The organism is Geobacillus sp. FJAT-46040, assembly GCF_002335725.1.
GTDB classification, from domain to species: Bacteria; Bacillota; Bacilli; order Bacillales; family Anoxybacillaceae; genus Geobacillus; species Geobacillus thermoleovorans.
On the sequence record NZ_NISS01000001.1, the window covers coordinates 433621 to 459605 of the forward strand.

Genomic DNA, 25985 nt, shown 5'->3' on the forward strand with positions numbered 1-25985 from the left:
TGCCCTCGTCACACCTTGGCGTGACGGGAGGCCGAACAGCCGCTCGCTTCACAGACTCATACATGGGTCTGAAAGCGGCGTTGTTCGGTCGATCAACAGTCGATCAAATACTCGGTAAAGTTGCAAATGGCAAAGCTTCAAATGGCCTCTCTATATAGTCGTTTGCACCGTTTCATCATCGCTCGCCGGGGGACGAAGATGACGGTTGACGGCCGGCCGTTTCTATGTTACGATAGATGACGTTGTAGACTTTTTGTCCTGCCAACAAGGGCAAAAGAGGGCGGCTGTCGCAAAAAGACGCACCCGCACTACAACCGCTCAGCGCGGGCGATGAAGCGCTCCGTCTTGGGCCGCCTTGGCGCTGGCGAGTCTGAGTCCATGAAGGAGGTGCGATGCATGTACGCAATTATCGAAACTGGCGGCAAACAATTGAAAGTCGAAGAAGGCCAAGAAATTTACATCGAAAAATTGGATGCGAATGAAGGCGATACGGTCACGTTTGACAAAGTGCTGTTCGTCGGCGGGGAAACGGTGAAAATCGGCAACCCGACAGTCGAAGGCGCAACCGTGACGGCGAGAGTGCAAAAACACGGCCGACAAAAGAAAATCATCGTCTTCAAATATAAAGCGAAAAAGAACTATCGCCGCAAACAAGGCCACCGTCAGCCGTACACGAAAGTCGTCATCGAAAAAATCAACGCGTAAAGATGATCCGCGTCACGATTGAACGGGAAGCGGACGGCCGCATCCGTGCGTTTACGATGGAAGGGCACGCCCATTTTGCGAAACGCGGGCAGGATATTGTATGCGCCGGCGCTTCGGCGGTCTCGTTCGGCACGATCAACGCCATCGAGACACTTATTGGCGTAAGCCCGCATGTTTCGCTCGGCAAAGACGGCGGCTACCTCCGCTGCGAGCTTCCGGAGCTGGAAGAAGCGGCGGCAGAGAAAGTACAGTTGTTGTTGGAAGCGATGGTCGTTTCGCTAAAGACGATCGAACGCGATTACGGAACATTTATCCGCGTGACATCCATCTAGCGGGAGGTGACTGCCATGCTGAGACTTGACCTGCAATTTTTTGCTTCGAAAAAAGGGGTCGGTTCGACGAAAAACGGCCGCGACTCGATCGCGAAACGTCTTGGCGCAAAACGGGCTGACGGTCAATTCGTCACCAGCGGTTCGATTTTGTACCGTCAACGCGGAACGAAAGTCCATCCGGGCTTGAACGTCGGCCGCGGCGGCGACGATACGCTGTATGCGAAAATCGACGGCATCGTACGCTTCGAGCGGCTCGGCCGCGACCGCAAACGCGTCAGCGTCTACCCGGTCAGCCAAGAAGCGTAATCGATGTGGAAAAAACTCTAACCGTTCGGTTAGAGTTTTTTCTTTTTGGCGTAGAAAAATCGTTCCTGTTCAATGTCAAAAAATGTTATAGTAAAAGTACATGCCTCCCCCATGGAGGCGGAAGTCCAAGCGAGGCAGGGAGCCTACGCTTAGTGGATAGGGGAGCGTCGGATGGAGAAGCGATGGACTGTCGTTGAGGTGATGCGCCATGCCCGCCATGACTGGCTGAACAAAATCCAGCTCATCAAAGGGCATTTGGCGCTTAATAAAATCGAACGGGTGCAGGAAATCATTGAAGACATGATCGGCGAGATGCATCAGGAAACACGGTTGACGAATTTGAAGGCCGAGCGGTTCGCCGAGCTTATCATGACCTATAACTGGGAGCCGCGTCCGCTCGTTCTTGAGTATGAAATCATGGACGGCAAAGCGGATTGGTCGCAGTACGATGAACAGCTGGCTGAATGGTGCCGCAAATTTTTTCGCCTGCTCGAAGCGCAATCCGATGAGCGGACAGAAAACCATTTATGTTTGTCCATTGAGCTGTCCGACCGACGGGCGGCGCTGTTTTTGGATTACCGCGGCACGTTTAGGGACGGCGAAACCATTCGCGCTTGGCTTGAGTGCTGCGAACCATCACCGCCGCTTCGGCTCGCGTCGTTTGCCGCTGGCGAGGGCGAATTGACGGTGGAGCTTGAGCTTTTGTCGGCGGAATCTTGATCGTTGATTGGATGAAGGAGCATGGAAGAGTCCATGGAGTGCGGACGGATCGATCCAATCGGACCGGAAAGCGGCGGATGGGCTTGAACCGCCCGCCAGCCCGCAGACGGCCGATGCTTGCGTACATATTGACATCATGGAATCGACTCTGTATACAATAATAAGTATTAGTCATACTCATTTCGCCATGATACCATGATGGAAGTGAATCGGAGGAACAGCCATGTTTGTTGATCAGGTGAAAATTTATGTGAAAGGCGGGGACGGCGGCAACGGCATGGTCGCGTTCCGCCGGGAAAAATACGTCCCAAAAGGCGGGCCGGCCGGCGGAGACGGCGGCAAAGGCGGCGATGTCGTCTTTGTCGTTGATGAAGGGCTGCGGACGTTGATGGATTTCCGCTACCAGCGCCATTTTAAAGCGCCGCGCGGCGAAAACGGCATGTCGAAAAACCAGCATGGCAAAAATGCGGAAGACTTGATTGTCAAAGTGCCGCCAGGCACCGTTGTCATCGATGCGGATACGAACGAAGTGCTTGCCGATTTGACCGAGGCGGGGCAGCGGTTTGTCGTCGCCAAAGGCGGGCGCGGCGGGCGCGGCAACACCCGATTTGCGACGGCGTCCAACCCAGCGCCGGAAATTGCGGAAAACGGCGAACCGGGCGAAGAGCGCAACATCATTTTAGAGCTGAAGCTTCTCGCTGACGTCGGGCTGGTCGGGTTTCCAAGCGTCGGCAAATCGACGCTGCTGTCGGTTGTCTCCGCAGCCCGTCCGAAAATCGCCGAGTACCATTTTACGACGCTCGTTCCGAACTTGGGCGTTGTCGAAACGGAAGACGGGCGCAGTTTTGTGATGGCCGACTTGCCGGGATTGATTGAAGGGGCCCATCAAGGGGTCGGGCTCGGGCATCAGTTTTTGCGCCATATTGAACGGACGCGTGTCATCGTCCATGTCATCGACATGGCGGCGGTCGAAGGGCGCGATCCGTACAACGATTATCTCGTCATCAACGAAGAGCTGAAACAGTACAATTTGCGCTTGACCGAGCGGCCGCAAATTGTTGCCGCCAATAAAATGGACATGCCGAACGCCGAAGAAAATTTGCGCCGCTTCAAAGAGAAAGTCGGCGATGCGGTGCCGGTCTTTCCGATTTCTGCAGCGACAAGACAAGGAGTGCGCGAGCTGTTGTTTGCCATCGCCGACCTGTTGGAAACGACGCCGGAATTCCCGCTTCATGAACGGGAAGATCCGGCCGTGCAGCGCGTCGTGTACAAATATGAAAAAGAGGAGCCGCCGTTTACGATCACCCGCGCCAGCGACGGAGCATTCATTTTGGCGGGCGACAAAATTGAAAAGTTGTTTAAGATGACGGATTTCTCGCGCGAAGAATCGGTGCGCCGCTTCGCCCGCCAGCTTAAGGCGATGGGGGTGGATGATGCGCTGCGCGAGCGCGGCGCGAAAGACGGAGACACGATCCGGTTGCTTGATTACGAGTTCGAGTTTGTCGACGACTGGGATGAATAGAGCGGGGGAAGGTGCGGTGGAGAAAAAATTTTATTTGGTGCGCGAAGACGTCCTGCCGGAAGCGATGAAGAAAGTCGTGCTCGCTAAACAGCTGCTTGAGCGGAAAAAAGCCGCCTCGGTCGCCGAGGCGGCGCAGCTCGCCAACATCAGCCGCGGTGTGTTTTACAAATACCGCGATGCCATTTTTCCGTTCCAAGCGGTGACGAAAGAAAACATCGTCACGCTCTTTTTCCATTTAGAAGACCGCTCCGGAACGTTGTCACAGCTGCTTGGCGTTGTGGCGGCGGCCGGCTGCAACGTGCTGACCATCCATCAAACGATTCCGCTTCAAGGGAGGGCGAACGTGACGCTGTCGGTCAGCACAAACGATATGAACGAGGAGATTGATGAGCTCCTCGCTAAGCTCAAACAGCTCGAATTTGTCGAAAAAGTGGAAATTGTCGGTTCGGGAGTGTATTAAAGCAAGGGAGAGGCAAACGAGATGAAAATCGGTTATTTAGGACCGAAGGCAACGTTCACCGAAGCGGCGGCTGCTCTTCTTTTTCCGTCGCAGCCGCGGGAGCCGTATGACACGATTCCCGATTGCATTGACGCCGCGGCGGCCGGAGAGATTGAAGCGGCCGTGGTGCCGCTCGAGAACGCCTTGGAAGGATCGGTCAATTTGACACTCGACTATTTAATTCACGAACAGCCGTTGCCGATCATCGGCGAAATCGTTGTGCCGATCGAGCAACATTTGATGGTGCACCCATATTTCACCCCTCATTGGCGCGAAGTGAAAGAAGTGTATTCCCACTCGCACGCCATTGCCCAATGCCGGAAGTTTTTGCATACGGTGCTGAAAGGGGCGAAGCAAGTGCCGATGACGTCAACGAGCGCCGCCGCGAAATTTGTGAGCGAGCATCCGCACTTGCCGGCGGCGGCGATCGCCAACCGGCTGGCGGCGGAAAAATACGGGCTAGTGATCGTGCAGGAAAACGTCCACGATTACGATTACAACCATACGCGCTTTATTGTCGTCAGCCGGCGCAAAGAGCCGCTTTCGCCTGCTTCGCCTCTTTATGCTGGCGACAAGACGACCGTGGTCGTCATGCTGCCGCAAGACCGTCCGGGCGCACTCCATCAAGTGTTATCAGCGTTTGCCTGGCGGCGGCTCAACTTGACGAAAATCGAATCGCGCCCAGCGAAAACGGGCCTTGGAAATTATTTCTTTATTATTGACATCGACGCGCCGATGGATGACGTCCTCATCCCGGGGGCGATCGCGGAAATTGAGGCGCTCGGCTGCACAGTGCAGCTGTTGGGCAGCTATCCATATTATTTTGCTTGACGAAGACGAAAAAATGCGGATGGGTCATAGCCGTCCGCATTTTCTCTTTATCCAGCGTCCTGACGTACGGCATTTGCGAAGAGGGAATGACGGACGAGCGCAAGGCGATCCGTTCACGCTTCGATCAGAAATCCAGCCTGTTTCAAGGCGCGGCAGGCGGCGTCAAGCTTCACTGGTGAATCGGCTTCCAGCGTATGCAAATGGGTTCCGTCCGTCAGCTGCAACAAATACGACGATTTTGTCGCCTCGATTTTGGCGATGAATTGGTCGACTTCCAGGCGGTTGCTCACCATGATCGAGGCGGTTAAATCGCCGTAGACCGGATGCTCGATTTTGACGTCCTTGACCGTCACGCCGCAATCCACGAGCAAATACAACTCTTCTTTCGTCTGTTCTGGCGTATGGAAGCAGGCGATCGTCCTCGTGTACGTTTTGGCCGGTTCAGCCGGCTTTAAATACAAATAGCCTTGGCTTGTGGCGATGATTGGTTCGTTGCGCGCCTTTAACAGTGAAATGTCTTGGACGATCACTTGGCGGCTGACGTTCGTTTTCGCTGCCAGCTCAGCCCCCGTGAGCGGCGCTTCGCTTTCTTTCAACCATTGCAAAATGAGCTGGCGCCGCCTTTCCCCTAAAATTTTCTTTTCCTCTTTCACCTGCCATTCCTCCTTTCATGCCGATGTAAGTCGCTCCAATGTGGAAACGAACTGGTCGATCTCCGCTTCGGTCGTGGCCGCGCCCAATGAGACGCGGATGAATTGCTTCGCTTCTTCAGGCGTTTTCCCGACGGCGAGCATCGTCCGCGACGGCGCTTGCAGCCCGACTTGGCAGGCGCTGCCGGTGGAAATGGCGATGCCGGCGCGGTTGCATTCAAGCATCACAAGCTGCCCTTCGTACCCAGCGATGGACAAACCGATAATATGGGCAAGACGGAAATCGGGATGGCCTTCCACCGTCACCGGCAGCTGTTTGGCGGCGATGGCGTGAAGCAACCGATTCCGCAGTCGTTCCAAACGCGACTGTTCGTCCGCCATTCGTCGATGGAGCTGCTGCGCGGCCGTAATGAAGGCGGCAATACCCGGTACGTTGACCGTTCCCGGCCGAAAGCCTGATTCGTGCGTCGCTCCCGGGAATACCGGCTTCCAATGCCGGCGCGGGTTGATGTACACAGCGCCGACCCCTTTGGGACCGTACACTTTATGGGCGGAAACGGATAGGCTGTCTAGTCCTATCTCTTGAACATCTAGCTGTATTTTAGCAAAAGTTTGCACGCAGTCGCTATGAAAAAGGACGCCGTGCGCCCGCAGGAGGCGGCCGATGTCGGCAAGCGGCTGAATCGTGCCGATTTCCGAGTTGGCGTGCTGGATGGAAGCAAGGATCGTCTTCGGCGTGATCGCCCGCTCCAAATCGGCAAGTCGAATGCGCCCGAATCGGTCGACGGGCAAATACGTGACCGTATATCCTTCTGTTTCCAGCTGTTTGAACAGGTGATGGAGCGAGGCATGCTCGATTTCGGTCGTGATCAGGTGGTTTCCCTTATGCCGGTAGGCGGCAGCTAGCGAACGGATCGCGAGCACGTTCGCTTCCGTTCCGCCGCTTGTGAAATAGATCCCTTCCGCTTCTCCGTTAATCATGGCGGCGAGTTCGCGCCGGCATAAGGCAAGCAGTTGTTTCGCTTTCGTTCCGATGTCATGCAAGCTGCTTTCGTTGCCAAAGTAAACGGACGCCGCTTCAGCGTAAGCGGCGATCGCCTCTTGGCACATTGGCGTCGTTGCCGCGTAATCCAAATAAATCATATTCTCCCGCCTTTGCATCATTTTTTTCGCCAAACCTCTTGCCATTAGTTTAAATATGTGTAAATATAGATGTCAAGACATGTGAAAAGAAAGGGGCGTCCGAGAGTGAAGGAAGGTGGCGTGATTATCGTCGGAAGCGGGCTGGCGGCGTTAACGGTCGCATATCATTTATCTGAGCTCGACCATGTGATGATATTCACGAAAAAACGTTGCACCGACAGCAATTCATGGCGGGCGCAAGGAGGGGTGGCCGCGGCGCTGGCAGAGAGCGACGATTGGCGCGCTCATTTCCGCGATACGATGGTCGCCGGCTGCTTTCATAACGATGAACGAATGGTCGAACGGCTCGTCCGCGAAGGGCCGAGGCGGCTGCAAGAATGGATCAACGCCGGCATGGCGTTTGATCGGGACGAACGCGGCCGGTTTTGTTTCGGCCTTGAAGGCGGGCATAGCCACCGCCGGATTTTGCACGCCGGCGGCGATCAAACGGGCAAAGCACTCGTTTCGTTTTTGCTTGAGCGGCTCGAGGGACGCGTATGGATGGAAGAAGGCGAGCAGGTGATTGATTTGCTTGTGGAAGAGGGGCGTTGCGTCGGGGTGAAAACGAAGCGGGAAGACGGTTCGGTGTCCATTTGGCCGGCGTCGGCCGTCGTGTTGGCGACCGGTGGATGCGCCGGATTGTATACGTTCACTTCCAATGCGCCGACGGCGACTGGCGACGGCATTGCCATGGCGTACCGCGCCGGTGCGGCGGTGGCGGATATGGAGTTTATCCAATTTCATCCGACGATGCTCGTTGCCGGCGGAAAAGCGGTCGGGCTCGTCTCGGAAGCGGTGCGCGGCGAAGGGGCGGTGCTTGAGGCGGAAGATGGAAGACCGCTGATGGACGACGTCCATCCGCTTCGCGATCTCGCTCCGCGCGACATCGTCGCCCGAGCGATCGCGGCGGAACTCGATCGCGGCGGCCGCGTCTATTTGAATATTTCCCGCGTGTCCCACTTCCGCCGCCGCTTTCCGACGATCGCCGCGCTATGTGAGGCCTATGGCGTCGACCTTGAAGCCGGCCGCCTTCCTGTCGCGCCGGGCGCCCATTTTTTAATGGGCGGCGTTGTCGTCAACGAGTGGGGGCAGACGACGGTTCCGGGCTTGTACGCCGTCGGGGAAGCGGCGTGCACCGGCGTGCACGGCGCCAACCGGCTCGCGAGCAACTCGTTGCTTGAAGCGATCGTCTTTGGATTCCGTGCGGCCTGCGCCATCCGCCGTCAAGCGGCGTGGCCGGAAACGGTGCACCGAGCGGATTCATCCAGCCCGCGTCGTTTGATTGTACCACGGCTGCCAGAGCGGGCGTTGCTCCGCGAACAGCTGTCAACGTTTGTCGGCATCGTCCGCAACGGCGATCGGCTTCGCGAAGCGGTCGACTGGTTGGAACAGTTTTCGTTGCCGGATTGGCTGGATGGCGACCTTGAACGATTGTCGGCAGAGGAGATTGAAACAGGATATATGTTGCTAGTGGGCTGGCTTGTCGCTTCATCAGCGCTTTGGCGCACGGAAAGCCGCGGCGGCCATTACCGGAGCGATTTTCCGCGTGAACGCCCGGAGTGGCGGGGGCGGCGCCTCGTGCGGACGAAAGAAGAGTGGGCCCGCCTTGGGGCTGGGAGGTAAAGCGGCAAAGAAAACGGAGGGATGAAAGATGAACCGGTTGAAGCTCGAACAACTGTTGCGACAGTTTTTTCTTGAAGATATTGGCGACGGCGATGTGACGAGCGAGACGATTTTTCCGGCTCATGAACGGGCATCAGGCATGTTTATGGCCAAAGCGGACGGGGTGGTGGCCGGCGTCGGCATTATTGCGGCGGGCTATCAGCTGCTGGATCCGCGCGTCGAAGTAACCATCATGAAACAGGACGGCGAACGAGTCCAAGCCGGCGAAACGATCGTCGTCGCATCCGGACCGGTCGGGCCGCTGTTGTCCGGTGAGCGCGTCATTTTAAACTTGCTGCAGCGGTTAAGCGGCATTGCCACCGTGACGCGACAGGCCGTTGACTTGCTTGGCAATAGCTCCACACGCATTTGCGACACGCGGAAAACGACGCCGGGGCTGCGCATGCTTGAAAAATATGCCGTCACATGCGGCGGCGGCTACAATCACCGCTTTGGCTTGTACGACGGTGTCATGATTAAAGACAACCATATCGCCTTTTGCGGATCGATCGCCCGCGCCGTCAAAACGGTGCGGGAGCGGCTTGGGCATATGGTGAAAATCGAAGTAGAGACCGAAACGGAAGACGAAGTGCTCGAGGCGGTCGAGGCCGGGGTGGATGTCATTATGTTTGACAACCGGACGCCGGATGAGGTGCGGGCGTTCGTCCGGCTTGTGCCAAAGCCGATCATCACGGAAGCGTCGGGGGGAATTACGCTCGCCAATGTGGCGGCGTACGGCGCGACCGGAGTCGACTACATTTCGCTCGGATGTTTAACCCATTCCGCCCCGGCGCTCGATATGAGTTTCAATTTGCGATAATGGAGGGGAGAACCGTGAACGTCCTTGAACAGTTGAAACGGCTGGATGAGATGCCCAAACGGTATAAAACGATGGAACGAAGCGAGCTCGAAGCACGCGCCCGCGCGGTGAAAGAACGGTTCGGCCGGCGCCTTTTCATCCCGGGTCATCACTACCAAAAGGATGAGGTCATTCAGTTCGCCGATGCGACCGGCGATTCGCTTCAGCTTGCCCAGCTCGCGGCAAAGAACAGCGAAGCCGAATATATTGTGTTTTGCGGCGTCCATTTTATGGCGGAAACCGCCGATATTTTAACGAGCGACGACCAAACGGTCATTTTGCCGGACTTGCGCGCCGGCTGTTCAATGGCCGATATGGCCGATATTTTTCAAGTCGAGCGGGCATGGGCGGCGCTTATTGAGCGGTTTGGCGAGACGATCGTGCCGCTTGTGTACGTCAATTCGACCGCGGCGATTAAAGCGTTTGTCGGCCGCCATGGCGGAGCGACCGTCACCTCGTCGAACGCGAAAAAGATGATGGCTTGGGCGTTTTCACGGAATGAACGGATTTTCTTTTTGCCGGATCAGCATTTAGGGAGAAATACGGCCTATGCGCTCGGCATCCGTCTTGACGAGATGGCGGTGTGGGATCCGCATGAGGAGACGCTCCAAGGGGCGGACGATCTCGACAAGGTGAAAGTCATTCTTTGGAAAGGACATTGCTCCGTGCATGAAAACTTCACCGTGCGACAAATCGAGCATATTCGACGGATGAAGCCGGGAATCCATGTCATCGTCCATCCGGAATGCAGCTGGGAGGTCGTCCAGCAAGCAGACTACGCCGGTTCGACAAAATACATTATTGAAACGATCCGCAATGCTCCACCCGGCACCCAGTGGGCGATTGGAACGGAAATGAATTTGGTGAACCGGCTGAAGCATGAACATCCAGACAAAGAAATTGTTTCTCTCAATCCATATATGTGCCCGTGTTTAACGATGAATCGAATTGATTTGCCGCATTTCGTCTGGGCGCTCGAATCGCTTGAGCAAGGAGCGATCGTCAATCGCATCACCGTTCCGAAAGACATCGCCGCAGAGGCAAAAGAGGCGCTCGACCGCATGCTTTCGCTTGCCTAGCTTTTTCCCTGGCTTGACGAGGAGGAATCCTCGTTCGGTCAGGGATTTTTTTATCATAAATCAACGATCATCGTCATACATTGTGTTGAAAGACGATAACGGGAAACAAGCATCGGTTCGATCGAGCGTAAACAGTCTCGGTTTAGGAGGGGAATGGAGTGAAAATCCATATTGTCCAAAAGGGCGACACCCTTTGGAAAATCGCCCAAAAATATGGAGTGGATTTTGAACAATTGAAAAAAATAAATGGGCATTTGAGCGACCCGAATATGATTATGCCTGGAATGAAAATCAAAGTGCCGACAGCAGGGGTGCCGGTCAAAAAAGAGACGAAGGCGCCTGTGTCACCCAAAAAAATGCACGTAAAAGAGCACCCGTACGCGGAGGCGAAACCGTTCGTCTCATTCCACATTGATACCGAGCTTGACACTGCTGTCGCCCCTGCTCCGGAAGGCGAGGCAGCGGTAAACGAACCGGCGGGTGAGGCGCCGAAAGCAGTGGTAAAGAAAACGCCCAAAGCAGTCGTAAAGGAAACACCGAAAGCGCCGGAGAAGAAGGCGGAGAATGTGCCAGTGAATGAAGCGCCAAACGTGCCGGTGAACGAAATGCCAAATGTATCAGTGAATGAAACGCCAAATGTGCCCATCAATGAAGCGCCAAAGGCCGTCGAGAAGGAAGCGCCAAAAGCGGCACCAAAAGCAGTGGTGAATGAAGCGCCGAACGTACTGGTGAACGAAACGCCGAATGCGCCCATCAATGAAGCGCCAAAGGCACCGGCGGGTGAGGCGCCGAAAGCGGCGATGAACGAAACGCCAAAGGCTGTCGAGAAAAAAGCGCCAAAAGCAACGGCACAAGAAGCACCAAAAACGCCGAAAGCGGAGGCAAAAGAAGGGGCAAAAGCGAAAGGCGCCTCTGTGCCGCCGCTTGTGCATACGATTCCGCCGGTGGCCCCGCCTCCTCAACTTTCGTTCGCTCAATCGCTGGCCAACGTGCCGCCGATTCCGCCGAAGCCGAGCAATATTTTGCCCAACATGATGAAAGAGGAGGACAATGAAAGCCCAGCTGAATGGAAAGGGGAACCGGCGGCTGAGAGCGAAGACGCGCCGCCGCTGCCGAACATTCCATACGTTCCTGTCGCCCCGCCGACGATCCCAATATTTGGCACTGACCAAGGATGTACGCCAGTGCCGCCAGTTTGGCCGGGGAGCGGTTTTTACGCGCCGCCGCTGCCGATCATGCCGACGTCCTATCCGCCATCGTCTGCGCCGTCGGCCGTTGGGAAAAGCGGTGAAAGTCCGGAAAACGGTTCGGCGCCGTTTCCCGGCATTCACGAAAGCAGCAGTGAATCATTAGAGCCGCCGTTTTCTGGGCCTGGGGTTGCCGCCCCGTTTGTCCCGTCCGCAGGGGGCGTTCTCCCGCCGCCCGGCGCTGCAACGCCAGTTTATGCGCCGCCTGCGGCGCACCCCTCGCCTTTTGGGTATGCACCGGCCTATGCGCCGCCCCCGTACTATTATGGAGGGTACGCCCTGCCGGCTCCATACGGATATGCGCCGCAGTCAGCGCCGCCGCTTCCGTGGCCAGGCGTCGTTTATCCGACAAGTCCAGCGGGATACTCGCCGCCATCCTACCCGCCATCATCCGCCCCGCCGGTCGCCGGCCCCCGTTTGTTTAGCGAACCGCCGGATGAGGAGAGCGGGCATGGCGAGGAACAATAACCAAGTGAAAAGAGACGCCGCCGGCCGTCTCTTTTTTCTTCTTGACCGCCAATATCGGCTTGTTATTCAACAAGTTGTGGCATTGAAACCGCATGTCTTCGCCATTGCCGCCCGGCAAGGAATGTTTGTCGCCAAAGCGTATCGCTTTCCTGTTGCGGCCGCGCGGCACGCCTGGCTTCTTGCCGCATTAAGGAAGACCGGTTTTTCCGCCGCGCCGGCCCCTATGCCGATCGGGCGCGGAGGAGTGGTTGAAGCCGGCGGATGCTATTGGCTGCTGACGGAATATGTAGCCGGAGCGCGTCCAATCTCGTTTGCCGCTTGGGCTGACGCCGCTGACGGACTTCATTTGCTCGAACGTTACCATACCATAACGGCAAACATCGCCAGCAGCAAGCAGGAGGCGATGGGGCTGCCGCGTGCGCAGCTGTATGACAAATGGCGGCGCCGCTATGAGGAGTTTTGCCGACATTTGCCTGTTGTTGAAACGATCATGGACAAAGAAGACATTTTATTTACGCTGCGCTGGGCGGATTACTGTCTATCAACGTGTCGCGAGCATGCTCCAGAGTTGACGGCGGATTCTGCTGCCATCATTCATGGTGATGTCGCCTCCCATAATTTTTTGCGCACCACAACCGGCCAGATGTACCTCATCGACTATGACGCGGCCGCTCTTGCCTCGCCCGGGCTTGACTATTGCCAATACGCCAATCGCCTCTTGCCGTATATCGGTTGGTCATATTCAACACTCGCCCGTTTCGCTCCGCTTCGCCGTTGGTTGGAAAAACGCTGGTTTTTGCATGCGCTCTTATTTCCGGCTGATGTGTTTCGTGAATGGCGGTCAGCCGCCGCGCGCCGCCGCCCTCTTGTGTTTGACCGCAAGCGGAGAGAACGGTTTGTCCGCAGCCTTTATGCTATGCTACAATGAGAAATGGAATCTTTGGAAAAGGAGTCGAGGGCGGATGCAAGAAAAAATTGACAAACTCGTGCAATGGTTGCGTGACCAAGTCTCATCAGCCGGTTTAAACGGGGCGGTCGTCGGCATCAGCGGCGGCATCGACTCGGCGGTTGTCGCCCATTTGATTAAGCGTGCCTTTCCGGACGATTCGCTGGGGCTGATCATGCCTTGCAAAAGCAATCCGAAAGATATGGAAGATGCGCTGAAAGTGGTGAAAAGCTGCGGCATCCGGCATTTGGTCATCGATTTGACCGAGGCGCACCGGACGTTGTTTGGCGCGGTCGAGGCCGAGCTGAAAGCCATCGGGGAATGGAGCGAAGAGCGCGCGCGCCTCGGAGATGCGAATACAAGGGCGCGTTTGCGCATGACGACGTTGTATGCGGTCGCCAACAATTACGGCTATCTCGTCGTCGGTACGGACAACGCCGCCGAATGGCATACGGGCTACTTTACGAAATACGGTGACGGTGGAGTCGATTTAGTGCCGCTCATTCACTTTACAAAAGGCGAAGTGCGCGAAATGGGCCGTCTGCTCGGCGTCCCGGAAGAAATTATCAAGAAAGCTCCAAGCGCCGGACTGTGGGAAGGGCAGACGGATGAAAGCGAAATGGGCACGACGTATGAAATGATCGATAAATATTTAAAAGGGGAAGAGATTCCAGAACGCGATCGGAAAATTATTGAACGGCTTCATGAACGTTCGCATCATAAACGGCAGTTGGCGATTGCGCCGCCGAAGTTTTAGCTGTCATCTCGTTGGGTTGAACTGACAGCGATAAACCCCCCGCGTTTGCCGCAAGCTAAACGTAAGGCTGGCTTCATGCCAGCCTTGGGCGAAGGAAACCAAGGGGGGTTTTCCATTGAGATACGCGGTCAGATGGATCGGCGTGTTGTCGGTCGCCGGATTGCTCGCCTCATGCACCAACTACCGGGCGAATGAGGAAGGGGCGCAGCGTTATCATGATGCGGCGAGACCGATCGGTTTTTACTCGACGGAGCGAGGCGACGATTTCCGCTATGGCCGATATGGGACGAATGCGCTCAATTATGACAACCGTTATATATGGGCGCGCCGCGGTCCGGTCACCGATTATTTGACGGACGACGGCCGCCTCGGAGGACCAGCAGCGACCCGGTTTGACACGGACGTTCCGGCTCTTCCGCCCGACGTCGATTTCGGTGACAGTGATTACAACTACCATGGGCATTTGCACTCGCTAAACGTCGATCCGCACCCGTCGTACTACCGAAGCTATGCCGGCGGTTTGGCTGAGAAGCTCTCCCGCCGCGCCGCAGCGGTGAACGGAGTCGACGATGCCCGCGCGGTTGTGTATGGCGATCAGGCGCTCATCGCGATTGCCACAGACGCCCGCCATCCCAAGCGGCTTGAGAAGCGTGTCGAGCAAGCGGTCGCTCCGTACGCGGACGGCAAGCGGGTGCGCGTCACCTCGAATCCGAGCATGTACCACCGCATTCGCACGATTGACAACGCGCTTCGACGCGGGACTCCAATCAATATGGAAGAAATCCGCCGTGATTTGCGCACCATTTTTATCGATGGCACGATTCAAGAACGGCCGGAAAACACTCGGTGACAAACGAAAAAGGCGTCCCAAAAAAGCGGGGCGCCTTTTTTCATGGCTGCTCCTTCGCTGGAGCTTGGCTGACAATTTCCGCGTTTTTTGCTATAGTAATAGTCGGAACATTCCGTTGCGATGAGAGGAGAACTGTCGATGGCTGGACATTCGAAGTGGAAAAATATCCAACGGCGGAAAAATGCTCAAGATGCCAAACGCGGCAAACTGTTCATGAAACTGGCGAAGGAACTTTATGTGGCCGCCAAAAGCGGCGGAGGCGATCCAACGTCCAATCCGAGCCTGCGCCTTGTCATTGAGAAGGCGAAAGCGGCCAATATGCCGAGCGAAAACATTGAACGGGCGATTAAAAAAGCAACTGGAACCCAAGAACATACCAACTATGAGGAAATTCGCTACGAAGGATATGGACCAGGCGGCGTTGCCGTCATGGTCGTTTGCCTGACGGATAATAAAAACCGCACCGCCGCCAACGTGCGTGCGGCGTTTTCGAAAAACGGCGGCAATTTAGGGGAAACGGGCTGCGTCTCCTATTTGTTCGAGCGCAAAGGGCTGCTCGTGATTGACCGCGAACAGCACAACGTTGATGAGGATGAATTGCTGCTGTTGGCCATTGAAGCGGGCGCCGAGGAGATGGAAACAACGGACGAATCGTTCGAAATTTATACAGCGCCCGAATCGTTTGAAACGGTGAAAGACGAGCTGGAACAGCAAGGATTCACGTTTGCCAGCGCGGAAATTACGATGATTCCGCAAACGTATACGACGCTTGAGGGCGACGATTTGAAAAAAATGCTGAAGTTGATCGATACGCTTGAAGATGATGATGACGTCCAAGAAGTGTACCATAATTTGGACGAATCGGTGCTTGAGGAGTAGCGACGTCCGTCGGTGAAGCCGGCGGATTTTTTTGTACATACGTTCGAAGGTCGTGGAACATAATGGAATATGATGATCGAGCGCCGTTGGCTCGAATCCCCGCCCCACTTTTTGGATCGGCGGCAGCTTGCTTGGCAAAAAAGCTGATGGATCAAGGAATAAAATGGCGTCCGCTGGTGAAACTAGTGGCGTAAAGGAACCATCATCCGAGAAGAGAGGAACAAACGATGCGAATTCTTTCCCTCATACTGTGGATCGCCGCCATCGTGTTGCCGGTTCATTCGGCCTCCGCCGCACCGGTTAAGATGACGATTGTGCTCGAGCGGCAATACTTGGACGGAGAGATGAGCGAAGAGAAAGTCACCGAAACCGTCGATTCGATGACAGAAATATGGAAAAAATATCGCGGTTGGCAACTCGTGACGCTCGATGATCAGACGATCGTGTTTCGCAAAACAATCAACGACATTTCGCCGTTGTTAAAAACAAACGGCTACTTCGGAATTACGGACGATGGCACGTTGTCTATCTTCAACGGCAAACCGGGCCGGTCGAGCGAAATCATCCAGTCGTTTTTCCAAATCGACGTGCAAAAGCTCGAAAGCCGTCAGCAAGAAAAGCTGAAGAAAGGAATTCGCGTCCTCTCGAAAGAGCGGTATGAACAAGTGATCGAAATGTACCGCCATTTTGCGGTCGTCCAATAAACCAAGCGAAAGCCCGTGGTGCAAAGCACATCGCGGGATTTCTTTTTGCTATAATGAAATCATATGATACAATGAAAGGACGAAAAAAGGAGAGGAGCATCCATTGATCGAGTTTATCCGTGGGTATGTCGATTACGTCTGCCCGGAATATATCGTCATCGACCATAACGGCATCGGCTACGAGATCTTTACGCCGAACCCGTTTGCGTTTCAGGAAAGCCGCGAGGCGGCGGTGACCGTCTATACATACGAATATGTACGCGAAGGTGTGCACGCCTTGTACGGGTTCCCAACGCGCGAGGAGCGCAACTTGTTCGCCAAGCTGCTGCAAGTGTCGGGCATCGGGCCGAAAGGCGGCCTCGCCATTTTGGCGGCCGGGCGTCCGGATGAACTGGCGCGGGCCATCGAGGAAGAAAACGAGGCGTTTTTATGCAAGTTTCCAGGCGTGGGCAAAAAGACGGCCCGGCAAATGATTTTGGATTTAAAAGGGAAGCTCGGGGCGCTTGCGGCGCCGGCGGCTGCACGTTCGGCCGCACCGCTTTCCGGTGCGCTCGCCGAGGCGGTGGCGGCGCTCAAGGCGCTCGGCTACGCTGAACGGGAGATCGAGAAAATCATTCCGGCGCTCCGCGAAGAAGCGATGTCGACGGAACAGTATGTGAAGCGGGCGCTGGCGCTGCTTTTGGGATAAACAGCGGCCAAAGGGAGGAATGACGGTGGAGGAACGGCTTGTATCCGGGGAGGTCTTAGGGGGAGAAACTGCGCTTGAACCGAGTTTGCGCCCGCAATATTTGCATGAATATATCGGGCAAGATAAGATCAAAGAAAACTTAAAAGTGTTCATTGAAGCGGCCAAGCTCCGCGAAGAGACGCTCGACCATGTGCTGCTGTACGGACCGCCGGGGCTTGGGAAAACGACGCTCGCCGTGATCATCGCCAATGAAATGGGCGTCAAGCTGCGAGCGACATCTGGACCGGCGCTCGAGCGGCCGGGAGATTTGGCGGCGCTTCTCACTTCGCTTGAGCCGGGGGATGTGCTCTTTATTGATGAGATCCACCGGCTGCCGCGGGCGGTGGAAGAGGTGCTCTATCCGGCGATGGAAGATTATTGCTTAGATATCACGATTGGCAAAGGGCCGGATGCGCGCACGCTTCGCCTCGACTTGCCGCCATTTACGCTCGTCGGGGCGACGACGAGAGCCGGGGCGCTGTCGGCGCCGCTTCGCGACCGGTTTGGTGTCATCAGCCGGCTCGAATACTATCACGTCGACCAACTCGCCCAAATCATTGAGCGGGCGGCGGCCATCTTGCAAATCGGCATCGAGCGCGAAGCGGCGCTTGAGCTTGCCCGTCGGGCGCGCGGCACGCCGCGCATCGCCAACCGTTTGCTGCGGCGCGTCCGCGATTTTGCGCAAGTGCGCGGAGAGAGGGGAATTACGCTGCCGCTTGCTGTCGAGGCGCTCGAGCGGTTGCAAGTCGACCGGCTCGGGCTCGACCAAATCGACCATAAGCTGCTTTCAGCGATGATTGAAAAATTCGCCGGCGGCCCGGTCGGGCTCGAAACGCTGGCGGCCGTCATCGGCGAAGAAGCACAAACGATTGAAGAAGTGTATGAGCCGTACTTGATGCAGATCGGTCTCTTGCAGCGTACGCCGCGCGGGCGCGTCGTCACGCCGGCTGCGTACACCCATTTAGGAATGGAGGTTCCGAAGCGGTGAACAGCTTGCCAAAGTTGATCATGACGATCGGCGTTGTGCTCATCATTGTCGGGTTTGTCATGCAGTTTGTCAAACTCGGCCGCTTGCCGGGGGATATCGTCATCCGCAAAGGGAATATGACGTTTTATTTTCCCGTTGTGACATCCATCTTGCTGAGCGTTGTGTTATCGTTGATTTTTTACGTGCTCGGACGATTTCGCTGAAGGAAGGAGAACTGCGTCAACTACCCCCACTTAGCTAACGCTTGAAGTGGGGGCTTGCAACTCCCCAGAAGTGCAAACGGACTTCGTCCTCCTTCCTTGACTTGGGGTTGCATCAGGGGGCAGGTTGACGACTACCCAACGACGCAGGTCATGCCTGCATCGTTACCGATTCTCTCGGTGTGTCTGTTGGCAGTACTTGGCTTCCACACACAACAGACGGACCTACGCTCGATGTTTTACGGTTACAACGTTTCCTGTAACCAACTCCATACATCGAGTAGCCGTGATTGGAGTGCCTTTATTGAACGGTTTTCTCCACGCCTTTATTATATCATACACAAAAGAAAGGGGGGAACGCGCATTCCTCTCCCACTTACTCCCTTTGGTCGTTGAAGTGGGAGTCTCCTGCGCGAAATAGGATGAAAGTCGATTTGTTTGATTTTCATTTGCCGGAAGAGTTGATTGCGCAAACGCCGCTTCCAGACCGGGCGGCATCAAGGCTCATGGTGCTCGATAAACGAACGGGCGCCATTCGCCATGAAACGTTTCGCAACATTATTTCGTACTTGAATCCGGGCGACTGCCTCGTTTTAAACGATACGCGCGTCATGCCGGCGCGGCTTTACGGCGAAAAAGAGGAAACGGGCGGAACGGTCGAAGTGCTGCTGTTAAAGCAATTGGACGGCGACCGTTGGGAGACGCTCGTCAAGCCGGGAAAACGAGTCAAGCCAGGAACGAAACTCACCTTTGGCGAGGGGAAGCTTGAAGCCGTCTGCCTCGATACGCTGGAACACGGCGGGCGAGTGCTTGAGTTTTCGTATGACGGCCTGTTTTATGAAGTATTGGCCGAACTTGGGGAGATGCCGCTGCCCCCGTACATTAAAGAAAAGCTTGACGACCCGGAACGGTATCAGACGGTGTACGCCCGTGAAATTGGTTCGGCAGCGGCGCCAACCGCCGGTTTGCATTTCACCGAAGAGCTGCTTGACGCCATTCGCGAAAAAGGGGTGCATATCGTCTTCATCACCCTTCATGTCGGGCTTGGCACGTTTCGGCCAGTGCAAGTGGACGAAGTCGAGAAGCACGATATGCACGCCGAATTTTATCAAATGAGCGAGGAAACGGCTGAGACGTTAAACCGCGTCCGGGAGCAGGGCGGCCGCATCATCGCCGTCGGCACGACGTCGACACGGACGCTCGAGACGATCGCCGGCAAACATAACGGCCGATTTGTTGCAGAAAGCGGCTGGACCGACATTTTCATCTATCCGGGCTATGAGTTCAAAGGGATTGATGGGCTGGTGACGAACTTCCACCTGCCGAAATCGACGCTCATCATGCTCGTGAGTGCGCTCGCCGGGCGCGAAAATATTTTGCACGCGTATCAAGTAGCGGTCAAAGAGCGATACCGCTTTTTCAGCTTCGGTGATGCGATGCTCATCATTTGAGAAAGGAGACGAGCACGTTGACGACACCGATTCGCTTTGAACTGATCAAAACGTGCCGGCAGACGGGCGCGCGCCTTGGCATCCTCCATACGCCGCACGGCTCGTTTGAAACGCCGATGTTTATGCCGGTTGGGACGCTCGCCACGGTCAAGACGCTGTCGCCGGAAGAGCTGAAGACAATGGGGGCCGGCGTCATTTTAAGCAACACCTATCATCTTTGGCTGCGCCCGGGGCATGACATTGTCGCGGAAGCGGGCGGATTGCATGCGTTTATGAATTGGGATCGCGGCATTTTGACGGATTCCGGCGGCTTCCAAGTGTTCAGCCTCAGTGAATTCCGCCGCATCGAGGAAGAAGGCGTCTATTTCCGCAACCATTTAAACGGCGATAAGCTGTTTTTATCGCCGGAAAAAGCAGTCGAGATTCAAAATGCGCTTGGCGCCGACATCATCATGGCGTTTGATGAGTGCCCGCCGTATCCAGCGACGTATGAATACATGAAACAGTCCATCGAGCGGACGAGCCGTTGGGCGGAGCGCTGCTTGAAGGCGCACCGCCGCCCGAATGAGCAAGGGCTGTTTGGCATCGTCCAAGGCGGTGAATATGAAGATTTGCGCCGGCAAAGCGCCCGCGATTTAGTGTCGCTCGATTTCCCGGGCTATGCGGTCGGCGGGTTGTCGGTCGGCGAGCCGAAGGAGGTCATGAATCGGGTGCTTGAGTTTACGACGCCGCTTCTGCCGGCGGACAAGCCCCGCTATTTAATGGGCGTCGGTTCGCCGGATTCGCTCATCGACGGGGCGATCCGCGGCATCGACATGTTCGACTGCGTATTGCCGACGCGCATCGGCCGCAACGGGACGGTGATGACGAGCGAAGGACGGGTGGTGATCAAAAATGCCCAGTACGCTCGCGACTTCTCGCCGCTCGATCCGAACTGCGACTGCTACACGTGCCGGAACTATACGCGTGCGTACATCCGCCATCTCATCAAATGTGATGAAACATTTGGCATCCGCCTCACGTCTTACCATAACGTCTATTTTTTGATAAAATTGATGGAGCAGGTGAGACAAGCGATCCGCGAAGATCGACTCGCCGATTTCCGTGAGGAATTTTTCGAATGCTACGGCTTCAACAAGCCGAATGCAAAAAACTTTTGACGACCGGAAAGGAGGGGGATTGCATGAACGCAGCGATCGCCAATTTGTTGCCGATTGTGCTGTTTTTTGTGCTTTTCTACTTTTTGCTCATTCGCCCGCAACAAAAACGGCAACGCGCCATCCAGCAAATGCAGGCGAATTTGAAAAAAGGCGATAAAATCATCACGATCGGTGGATTGCACGGCATCATCGACTCGGTCGATGAGGACAAAATCATCGTTCGCGCCGGCGACGGCACGCGACTGACGTTCGACCGCTCCGCGGTGAGAGAAGTGGTGGCGGAAAGCAAGGCGTAGCGAAAGCGCGGCCATCGGCGTCTAAGCTTGAGCGCCGATTTGAACGGCGGTGTGAAAAGCGCGAGCGAGACGCAATCTCGTTTCTTACCATCGCGCTCTCCATCACAAAAGGTGTCCCGTTTGCTTTGAGGACACCTTTTGCTTTTGCGCTGGTTTGTCGTTTTTACGTCCGTTCATAGCGCGACGATGACAAATTGACCCCGACGATGCCGCCTAAGGAAGCAGCGGCGAAAAAGGCAAGGTGGTACAGCCATTGTTCGACGGTAAACGATTTTTCCATGCCAAGAAATTGAAACAAAAAGATGATCGCCGTAAATAAGAGGCCGGTCAGCCCGCCGGCGAGCCATCCTTTTTCTTGGCTTTTTCCGCCGGCGACAACGCCGCCGATAAACAGCGAGACAACCGAGGCGGCAAACACGATCCAGGTGAGCAACGATTCGTGAATGTCCGTCCATTTGAGCAACAACGAAAAAATGAAGCTGACGAGCGCCGCCAACACAAAAACTGTGGCGATTCCATACACCAGTGCGCTGCCAAGCCGTGACACCGCGATCCCTCCTTGGCCCAAACGCTTTTTACCACAATATATTCACCGCCGGACAGGTTTAGACGTTTATTTTCGCTTGTTTTTGCCGGCCAGCCAGTGCAGCCCCGGAAGGTAGACGAGCTCTTCGCGCCGGATGAGCCGGAACAGAACGAGGCAGGCGGCATATAGGGCGGCTGTCGCGGCCATGGCAAGCAGCGTCCAAAGCGGTGCGGGCACCGCCAAAAGCGGATGGCGGGAGAGCGCATAGCCGATTGCGCCCGCAGCGATGATGGCGCCAAGCGCTTTGATGTACTCGCGCGCATCGATGGAAAAAGACACCACCTTGACGACCGTGGCAAAGTGAAGCAACGTCACAAGAACGGTGCTGACTGCAGTCGCCAGCGCCGCGCCCATAATGCCCAAACTTGGATGGGAAGCAAGGACGAAGATGCACACGAGCTTCACCACTGCTCCGATCAAGCTGTTCGTCATGGCGGCTTTCGCCAAGTCCAGTCCTTGCAAGACCGCCTGCAGCGGGCCTTGGAAATAATACAATAAGAAAAACGGCGCCATCACTTGAATAAAGATCGCGGCTTCACTTGTGCCGTACATCCAGCGCATGAGCGGCTCGGCGAACAAGTAAAGAATGACGGTGGAAAGGCCGCCGGTGATAAGCGACAAGCGCATCGCCTGGGTGATCCGGTATTCGACCAAAAGCAGCTTGCGTTGCGCCATGGCTTCGCTGATGGCCGGCACCAGGGCGGTCGAAAGCGCGTACGTAATAAACGACGGCAACGTCAACAACGGCAGCGCGTAGCCGACAAGCTGTCCGTATTGCCTTGTGGCAGTGGAGGCGGCGATGCCGGCCAATGCCAAGCTGTTGGCGACGACGATTGGCTCAAAAAACCAAGAAAGCGAGCCGATCAAACGGCCGCCGGTCGTTGGCAAGGCAATGCGCATGAGGCGGACGAACGTCTCTTTGCCGGCTTGGACGTAGTGAAAAAACTTTGTCCGCAGGCGAATCGATTTTTTAACCTTAAATAAAAACAGCAAATACAATAATGCTGCCAGCTCGCCGAGAACGGAAGACGCCATGGCGCCGGCGGCGGCATACTCGACGCCATACGGCAAAAGCGGCTGTGTGCATAAGGCGATCAAGCTGATGCGGACGATTTGTTCCATCAAGAGCGAGTAGGCGTACGGTTTCATTTGCTGGCGTCCTTGAAAGTAGCCGCGCAGCACCGAAGAGATGGCGACGATCGGCACAATTGGAGCGATGGCAAGAAGCGGATAGTACGTGCGCGGGTCGGTGAACATCGTCCGGGAGAGCCATGGCGCAGCAGCGATCAACGCCGGCAGAAGCACGATGCTTAGCGCGCCGGTGGTGGCCAGCGACACGACGAGAATTTGTTTCACCCGCTGCCGGTCGCCGGCCGCCTCTGCTTCGGCGACGAGTTTGGAAATGGCGACCGGCAGCCCGATCTGCGTCGCGGTAATCGCTAAAACGAGCGTCGGCACGGCCATCATGTACAGCCCGACTCCTTCATCGCCGATCATGCGGGCGACGACAATTCGGTTGATGAAGCCGAGAATTTTCGTAATAAAGCCAGCGGCGATTAAAATGACCGTACCTTGTAAAAATTTAGACATTTTCTCCCCCTGCCTTCTCAAATGCCTCCGTCTTTTATACAATATATGCAAGGCCCATGGCCAAGCATGACAAGATTGGCAGGCGGCAATGGATACAAGGGGGTATGGGGGATGGATGAAAACCGGAAGCTGCGCGAACAGCTCATGCCGGCGCTCGAGTCGAAGTGCGATGAGTTTCGTCTTCTCGGCTATACGCAAGTGACGATGGACGGGCTGTGGGAATGTTTATGTTCCCGCAAGTGGAAGCATCGGCCGGCGGAAAAAAAACTGCATGAGTTGGTCAGCGACATTTTCTCTCTTTCGCCGAGCGAGTATATGATGTTTTTGACGATGCGTTCGTATAAGCAGCAGGCGGCCGGCGATGATGAGTTGGAGCGGGTTTTAAAGGAATTGTTATAGTGGAAAATTGACACTTGCCGGCTGCTGTTTCATAATGGAAGGCGAGGCCAATGTTTTGCTTGGCGCTGTGGCGGACGGCGCCGAGGCAAGTTGAAGGAGGATCTTAAGGAGAATGGTAAAACGAAGCCGCATCGTCGCCTTTTTTCTGCTCCTGCTTTTGTTCGCCGGAGTGATGGGGCCGACGATTCAAGGAATTGTACATAACATCAAACTGGGCCTTGACTTGCAAGGCGGTTTTGAAGTGCTGTATGAAGTGAAGCCAGCCAAAAAAGGCGATAAGATTGACCAAGAGACGCTGCAAAGCACCGTCAGCGCGCTGAATAAACGGATCAACGTCCTTGGCGTCAGCGAGCCGCGCGTTGACATCGAGGGAGGAAACCGCATCCGCGTCCAGCTCGCCGGGGTGAAAGACCAAAATGAGGCGCGCGAAATTTTGTCCACGCAGGCGAAATTGACGTTCCGCGATGTCAATGACAACGTGCTTATGGACGGAAGCGACCTCGTCCAAGGCGGAGCGAAGCTGTCGTTTGATGAAAACGGCCGGCCGAGCGTCGCTCTGAAATTGAAAGACGCCGACAAGTTCCGCCAGGTGACGGAAAAAGTATATAAAATGGGGCCGCCAAACAACATTTTAGTCATTTGGCTCGATTTTAAAGAAGGGGTGGACTCCTACCGGAAAGAAGCGGGCAAAGCTGATCCGAAATTTATTTCCGCCGCTTCAGTCAACCAAGTGTTCAATCAGACGGATGTGTCGATCGTCGGCAATTTTACGGTCAAAGAAGCGCAACAGCTGGCCGATTTGCTCAATGCCGGCGCGCTGCCGGTCGAGCTGCATGAAATTTACTCCACGTCCGTCGGCGCTCAGTTTGGGAAAAACGCCCTGCAAAAAACGGTGTTGGCCGGCATCATCGGTGTGGCGGCGATCTTCTTGTTCATGATTTGGTTTTACCGGCTTCCCGGGATCATCGCCGTCATTACGCTGTCGGTATACATTTATTTGATTTTGCTTTTGTTTGATTGGATGAACGTCGTTATGACGCTGCCAGGCATTGCCGCCCTGATTTTGGGGGTTGGGATGGCGGTCGATGCCAACATTATTACGTACGAACGGATCAAAGAGGAGCTGAAGCTCGGCAAGTCGATGCTGTCGGCGTTCCGTGCTGGCAACCGCGGGTCGTTTGCGACGATTTTTGACGCCAACCTTACGACGATTATCGCCGGCGCTGTTCTTTTTATTTACGGGACAAGCTCGGTGAAAGGGTTTGCGACGACGCTCATCATCAGCATCGTCGTCAGCTTTCTCACCGCCGTTTACGGCACGCGGCTGTTGCTCGGACTGCTTGTGTCAAGCCGCTGGCTCGATAAAAAGCCGGAGTGGTTTGGCGTCAAAAAGTCGGAAATCTTAAACATTGCCGAAACGACCGAGGAAACGGAAGTGCCGACGAAGTTTGACCGCTGGGATTTTGTCAAACATAGCAAAAAGTTTTTCATTTTCTCTGGCGCATTGACGATCGCCGGCGTCATCTCGTTGTTTGCCCTGGGGCTGAATCTTGGCATTGACTTCACGAGCGGAACGCGCGTTGAGGTGACGAGCAGCCAGCCGATCGATGCGAAAGAGTTGAGCCGCTATTTCGAGCGGCTCGGCTACAAGCCGGAAGATGTCGTCCTGTCCGGCACGGATGGGAAAACAGGCGTCGTCCGCTTGATTGGCGTGCTCGATAAGCAAGAAATTGCCAAGCTGAAAAATGAATTGAAGCAAGCGTATGGCAACGAACCAAACATCAGCACCGTCTCTCCGGTCGTCGGCAAGCAGCTGGCTCGCAACGCGCTCATTGCTGTGCTTATTTCATCCATCGGCATCATTCTTTACGTGACGATCCGCTTTGAGTGGCGAATGGCGCTCGCAGCCATTGTCGCCTTATTGCACGATGCGTTTTTTATCATTACCGTGTTCAGCTTGACGCGTCTTGAAGTCGATTTGACATTCATCGCCGCGGTGCTGACGATCATCGGGTACTCGATCAACGATACGATGGTCACGTTTGACCGCATCCGGGATTTGATGAAAAAGCGGAAAGTGAAAACGGTCGACGACTTGAAGCATATCGTCAACCGGGCGTTGCAGCAAACATTTACGCGCTCGGTCAATACCGTCTTGACCGTCTTGTTTACGGTCATCGCGTTGCTCATCTTTGGCAGCGAAGCGATCCGCAATTTCAACCTCGCCTTGCTCGTTGGACTTGTGTGCGGCGTCTATTCGTCGCTTTGCATCGCTTCTCAGCTTTGGGTCGTTTGGAAAGGACAGGAGCTCAAAAAAGGGAAAGGAGCCAAAAAAGCGGCGGCCGAGGCCGAACCGCAAGTGTAACAGCGCGCCGGAAAAGCGAATGTGC

28 protein-coding genes and 1 other annotated feature are annotated in these 25985 nt (G+C 55.5%); of the genes, 24 read left to right on the forward strand and 4 right to left on the reverse strand.

The window, feature by feature from the left end; translation table 11 throughout:
* Positions 1-302: 302 nt before the first annotated feature.
* Positions 303-382, forward strand: a sequence feature (ribosomal protein L21 leader region).
* Positions 383-396: 14 nt separating this feature from the next.
* The 7 genes from rplU to pheA all read left to right on the forward strand — a co-directional run bounded on the left by rplU (position 397) and on the right by pheA (position 4915).
* Complete coding sequence (gene rplU, locus CD000_RS02260) at positions 397-705, forward strand: 50S ribosomal protein L21 (protein WP_011232086.1); 309 nt, start codon at positions 397-399, stop codon at positions 703-705.
* Positions 706-707: 2 nt separating this feature from the next.
* Positions 708-1037, forward strand: coding sequence for a ribosomal-processing cysteine protease Prp (locus CD000_RS02265; protein WP_011232085.1), 330 nt, complete (start codon positions 708-710; stop codon positions 1035-1037).
* 15 nt (positions 1038-1052) lie between these two features.
* Complete coding sequence (gene rpmA / locus CD000_RS02270; RefSeq protein WP_011232084.1) at positions 1053-1343, forward strand: 50S ribosomal protein L27; 291 nt, start codon at positions 1053-1055, stop codon at positions 1341-1343.
* Positions 1344-1514: 171 nt separating this feature from the next.
* Positions 1515-2063 carry a sporulation initiation phosphotransferase B gene (locus CD000_RS02275; protein WP_096224792.1) on the forward strand — a complete coding sequence of 183 codons (549 nt, stop codon included), beginning with the start codon at positions 1515-1517 and terminating at the stop codon, positions 2061-2063.
* A gap of 223 nt (positions 2064-2286) precedes the next feature.
* Positions 2287-3585 (forward strand): GTPase ObgE, encoded by a 1299-nt coding sequence (gene obgE, locus CD000_RS02280; protein ID WP_011232082.1) that lies wholly within the window; start codon positions 2287-2289, stop codon positions 3583-3585.
* A gap of 16 nt (positions 3586-3601) precedes the next feature.
* Positions 3602-4045, forward strand: a complete 444-nt coding sequence (locus CD000_RS02285; protein ID WP_011232081.1) for an ACT domain-containing protein — start codon at positions 3602-3604, stop codon at positions 4043-4045.
* A gap of 21 nt (positions 4046-4066) precedes the next feature.
* Positions 4067-4915 carry a prephenate dehydratase gene (gene pheA, locus CD000_RS02290; RefSeq protein ID WP_011232080.1) on the forward strand — a complete coding sequence of 283 codons (849 nt, stop codon included), beginning with the start codon at positions 4067-4069 and terminating at the stop codon, positions 4913-4915.
* Positions 4916-5028: 113 nt separating this feature from the next.
* Here the strand turns inward: pheA and CD000_RS02295 are convergent, their stop codons facing one another.
* Together CD000_RS02295 and CD000_RS02300 are read right to left on the reverse strand one after the other, a co-directional pair.
* Entirely contained in the window at positions 5029-5568 is a 540-nt protein-coding gene (locus CD000_RS02295) for a transcription repressor NadR (protein ID WP_014196418.1), read from the reverse strand.
* Between the two features lie 15 nt (positions 5569-5583).
* Positions 5584-6708, reverse strand: a complete 1125-nt coding sequence (locus CD000_RS02300; protein ID WP_096226217.1) for an IscS subfamily cysteine desulfurase — start codon at positions 6706-6708, stop codon at positions 5584-5586.
* Positions 6709-6777: 69 nt separating this feature from the next.
* Between CD000_RS02300 and nadB the strand changes: the two genes are divergently transcribed.
* From nadB to yajC, 15 genes are all read left to right on the forward strand, one after another.
* Positions 6778-8370: an L-aspartate oxidase gene (gene nadB, locus CD000_RS02305; RefSeq protein WP_198962475.1), complete on the forward strand. Its 1593-nt coding sequence runs from the start codon at positions 6778-6780 to the stop codon at positions 8368-8370.
* A gap of 28 nt (positions 8371-8398) precedes the next feature.
* Positions 8399-9229 (forward strand): carboxylating nicotinate-nucleotide diphosphorylase, encoded by an 831-nt coding sequence (gene nadC, locus CD000_RS02310; protein ID WP_096224794.1) that lies wholly within the window; start codon positions 8399-8401, stop codon positions 9227-9229.
* 14 nt (positions 9230-9243) lie between these two features.
* A complete protein-coding gene (nadA, locus tag CD000_RS02315; protein WP_011232075.1) occupies positions 9244-10347 on the forward strand; it encodes a quinolinate synthase NadA in 1104 nt (367 codons plus the stop codon).
* A gap of 158 nt (positions 10348-10505) precedes the next feature.
* Entirely contained in the window at positions 10506-12062 is a 1557-nt protein-coding gene (gene safA / locus CD000_RS02320; protein WP_011232074.1) for a SafA/ExsA family spore coat assembly protein, read from the forward strand.
* Positions 12046-12990 (forward strand): phosphotransferase, encoded by a 945-nt coding sequence (locus CD000_RS02325; protein ID WP_055357867.1) that lies wholly within the window; start codon positions 12046-12048, stop codon positions 12988-12990. Before safA ends, CD000_RS02325 begins: the two co-directional genes overlap by 17 nt.
* A gap of 34 nt (positions 12991-13024) precedes the next feature.
* Positions 13025-13765 carry an NAD(+) synthase gene (gene nadE, locus CD000_RS02330; RefSeq protein WP_033014805.1) on the forward strand — a complete coding sequence of 247 codons (741 nt, stop codon included), beginning with the start codon at positions 13025-13027 and terminating at the stop codon, positions 13763-13765.
* 115 nt (positions 13766-13880) lie between these two features.
* Complete coding sequence (locus CD000_RS02335; protein ID WP_096224795.1) at positions 13881-14615, forward strand: YhcN/YlaJ family sporulation lipoprotein; 735 nt, start codon at positions 13881-13883, stop codon at positions 14613-14615.
* Between the two features lie 138 nt (positions 14616-14753).
* Positions 14754-15494 carry a YebC/PmpR family DNA-binding transcriptional regulator gene (locus CD000_RS02340; RefSeq protein ID WP_096224796.1) on the forward strand — a complete coding sequence of 247 codons (741 nt, stop codon included), beginning with the start codon at positions 14754-14756 and terminating at the stop codon, positions 15492-15494.
* A 227-nt stretch (positions 15495-15721) separates the two neighbouring features.
* Positions 15722-16198: an intercompartmental signaling factor BofC gene (locus CD000_RS02345; RefSeq protein ID WP_011232069.1), complete on the forward strand. Its 477-nt coding sequence runs from the start codon at positions 15722-15724 to the stop codon at positions 16196-16198.
* Positions 16199-16301: 103 nt separating this feature from the next.
* A complete protein-coding gene (gene ruvA / locus CD000_RS02350) occupies positions 16302-16886 on the forward strand; it encodes a Holliday junction branch migration protein RuvA (RefSeq protein ID WP_011232068.1) in 585 nt (194 codons plus the stop codon).
* 25 nt (positions 16887-16911) lie between these two features.
* Positions 16912-17913: a Holliday junction branch migration DNA helicase RuvB gene (gene ruvB, locus CD000_RS02355; RefSeq protein ID WP_096224797.1), complete on the forward strand. Its 1002-nt coding sequence runs from the start codon at positions 16912-16914 to the stop codon at positions 17911-17913.
* Entirely contained in the window at positions 17910-18116 is a 207-nt protein-coding gene (locus CD000_RS02360; RefSeq protein WP_013524224.1) for a DUF2905 domain-containing protein, read from the forward strand. The genes ruvB and CD000_RS02360 overlap by 4 nt, the downstream gene beginning before the upstream one ends.
* A gap of 419 nt (positions 18117-18535) precedes the next feature.
* The gene (gene queA, locus CD000_RS02370) at positions 18536-19564 is read left to right on the forward strand and encodes a tRNA preQ1(34) S-adenosylmethionine ribosyltransferase-isomerase QueA (RefSeq protein ID WP_023633730.1); all 1029 of its coding nucleotides are present in this window, start codon (positions 18536-18538) and stop codon (positions 19562-19564) included.
* A gap of 17 nt (positions 19565-19581) precedes the next feature.
* Positions 19582-20724 carry a tRNA guanosine(34) transglycosylase Tgt gene (gene tgt / locus CD000_RS02375; RefSeq protein ID WP_096224798.1) on the forward strand — a complete coding sequence of 381 codons (1143 nt, stop codon included), beginning with the start codon at positions 19582-19584 and terminating at the stop codon, positions 20722-20724.
* Between the two features lie 23 nt (positions 20725-20747).
* Positions 20748-21020, forward strand: a complete 273-nt coding sequence (gene yajC / locus CD000_RS02380; RefSeq protein ID WP_011232063.1) for a preprotein translocase subunit YajC — start codon at positions 20748-20750, stop codon at positions 21018-21020.
* 163 nt (positions 21021-21183) lie between these two features.
* Here yajC and CD000_RS02385 read toward each other — a convergent pair whose 3' ends face one another.
* Both CD000_RS02385 and spoVB read right to left on the reverse strand, forming a co-directional pair.
* Complete coding sequence (locus tag CD000_RS02385; protein ID WP_011232062.1) at positions 21184-21567, reverse strand: TIGR04086 family membrane protein; 384 nt, start codon at positions 21565-21567, stop codon at positions 21184-21186.
* 66 nt (positions 21568-21633) lie between these two features.
* Positions 21634-23196 carry a stage V sporulation protein B gene (gene spoVB, locus CD000_RS02390; protein ID WP_096224799.1) on the reverse strand — a complete coding sequence of 521 codons (1563 nt, stop codon included), beginning with the start codon at positions 23194-23196 and terminating at the stop codon, positions 21634-21636.
* Positions 23197-23307: 111 nt separating this feature from the next.
* Here spoVB and CD000_RS02395 point away from each other — a divergent pair, with 111 nt between their 5' ends.
* On the forward strand, positions 23308-23595 hold the full coding sequence (locus tag CD000_RS02395) for a post-transcriptional regulator (RefSeq protein WP_013524218.1): 288 nt from the start codon (positions 23308-23310) through the stop codon (positions 23593-23595).
* Between the two features lie 112 nt (positions 23596-23707).
* Entirely contained in the window at positions 23708-25960 is a 2253-nt protein-coding gene (gene secDF / locus CD000_RS02400) for a protein translocase subunit SecDF (protein ID WP_011232059.1), read from the forward strand.
* Positions 25961-25985 lie beyond the last annotated feature (25 nt).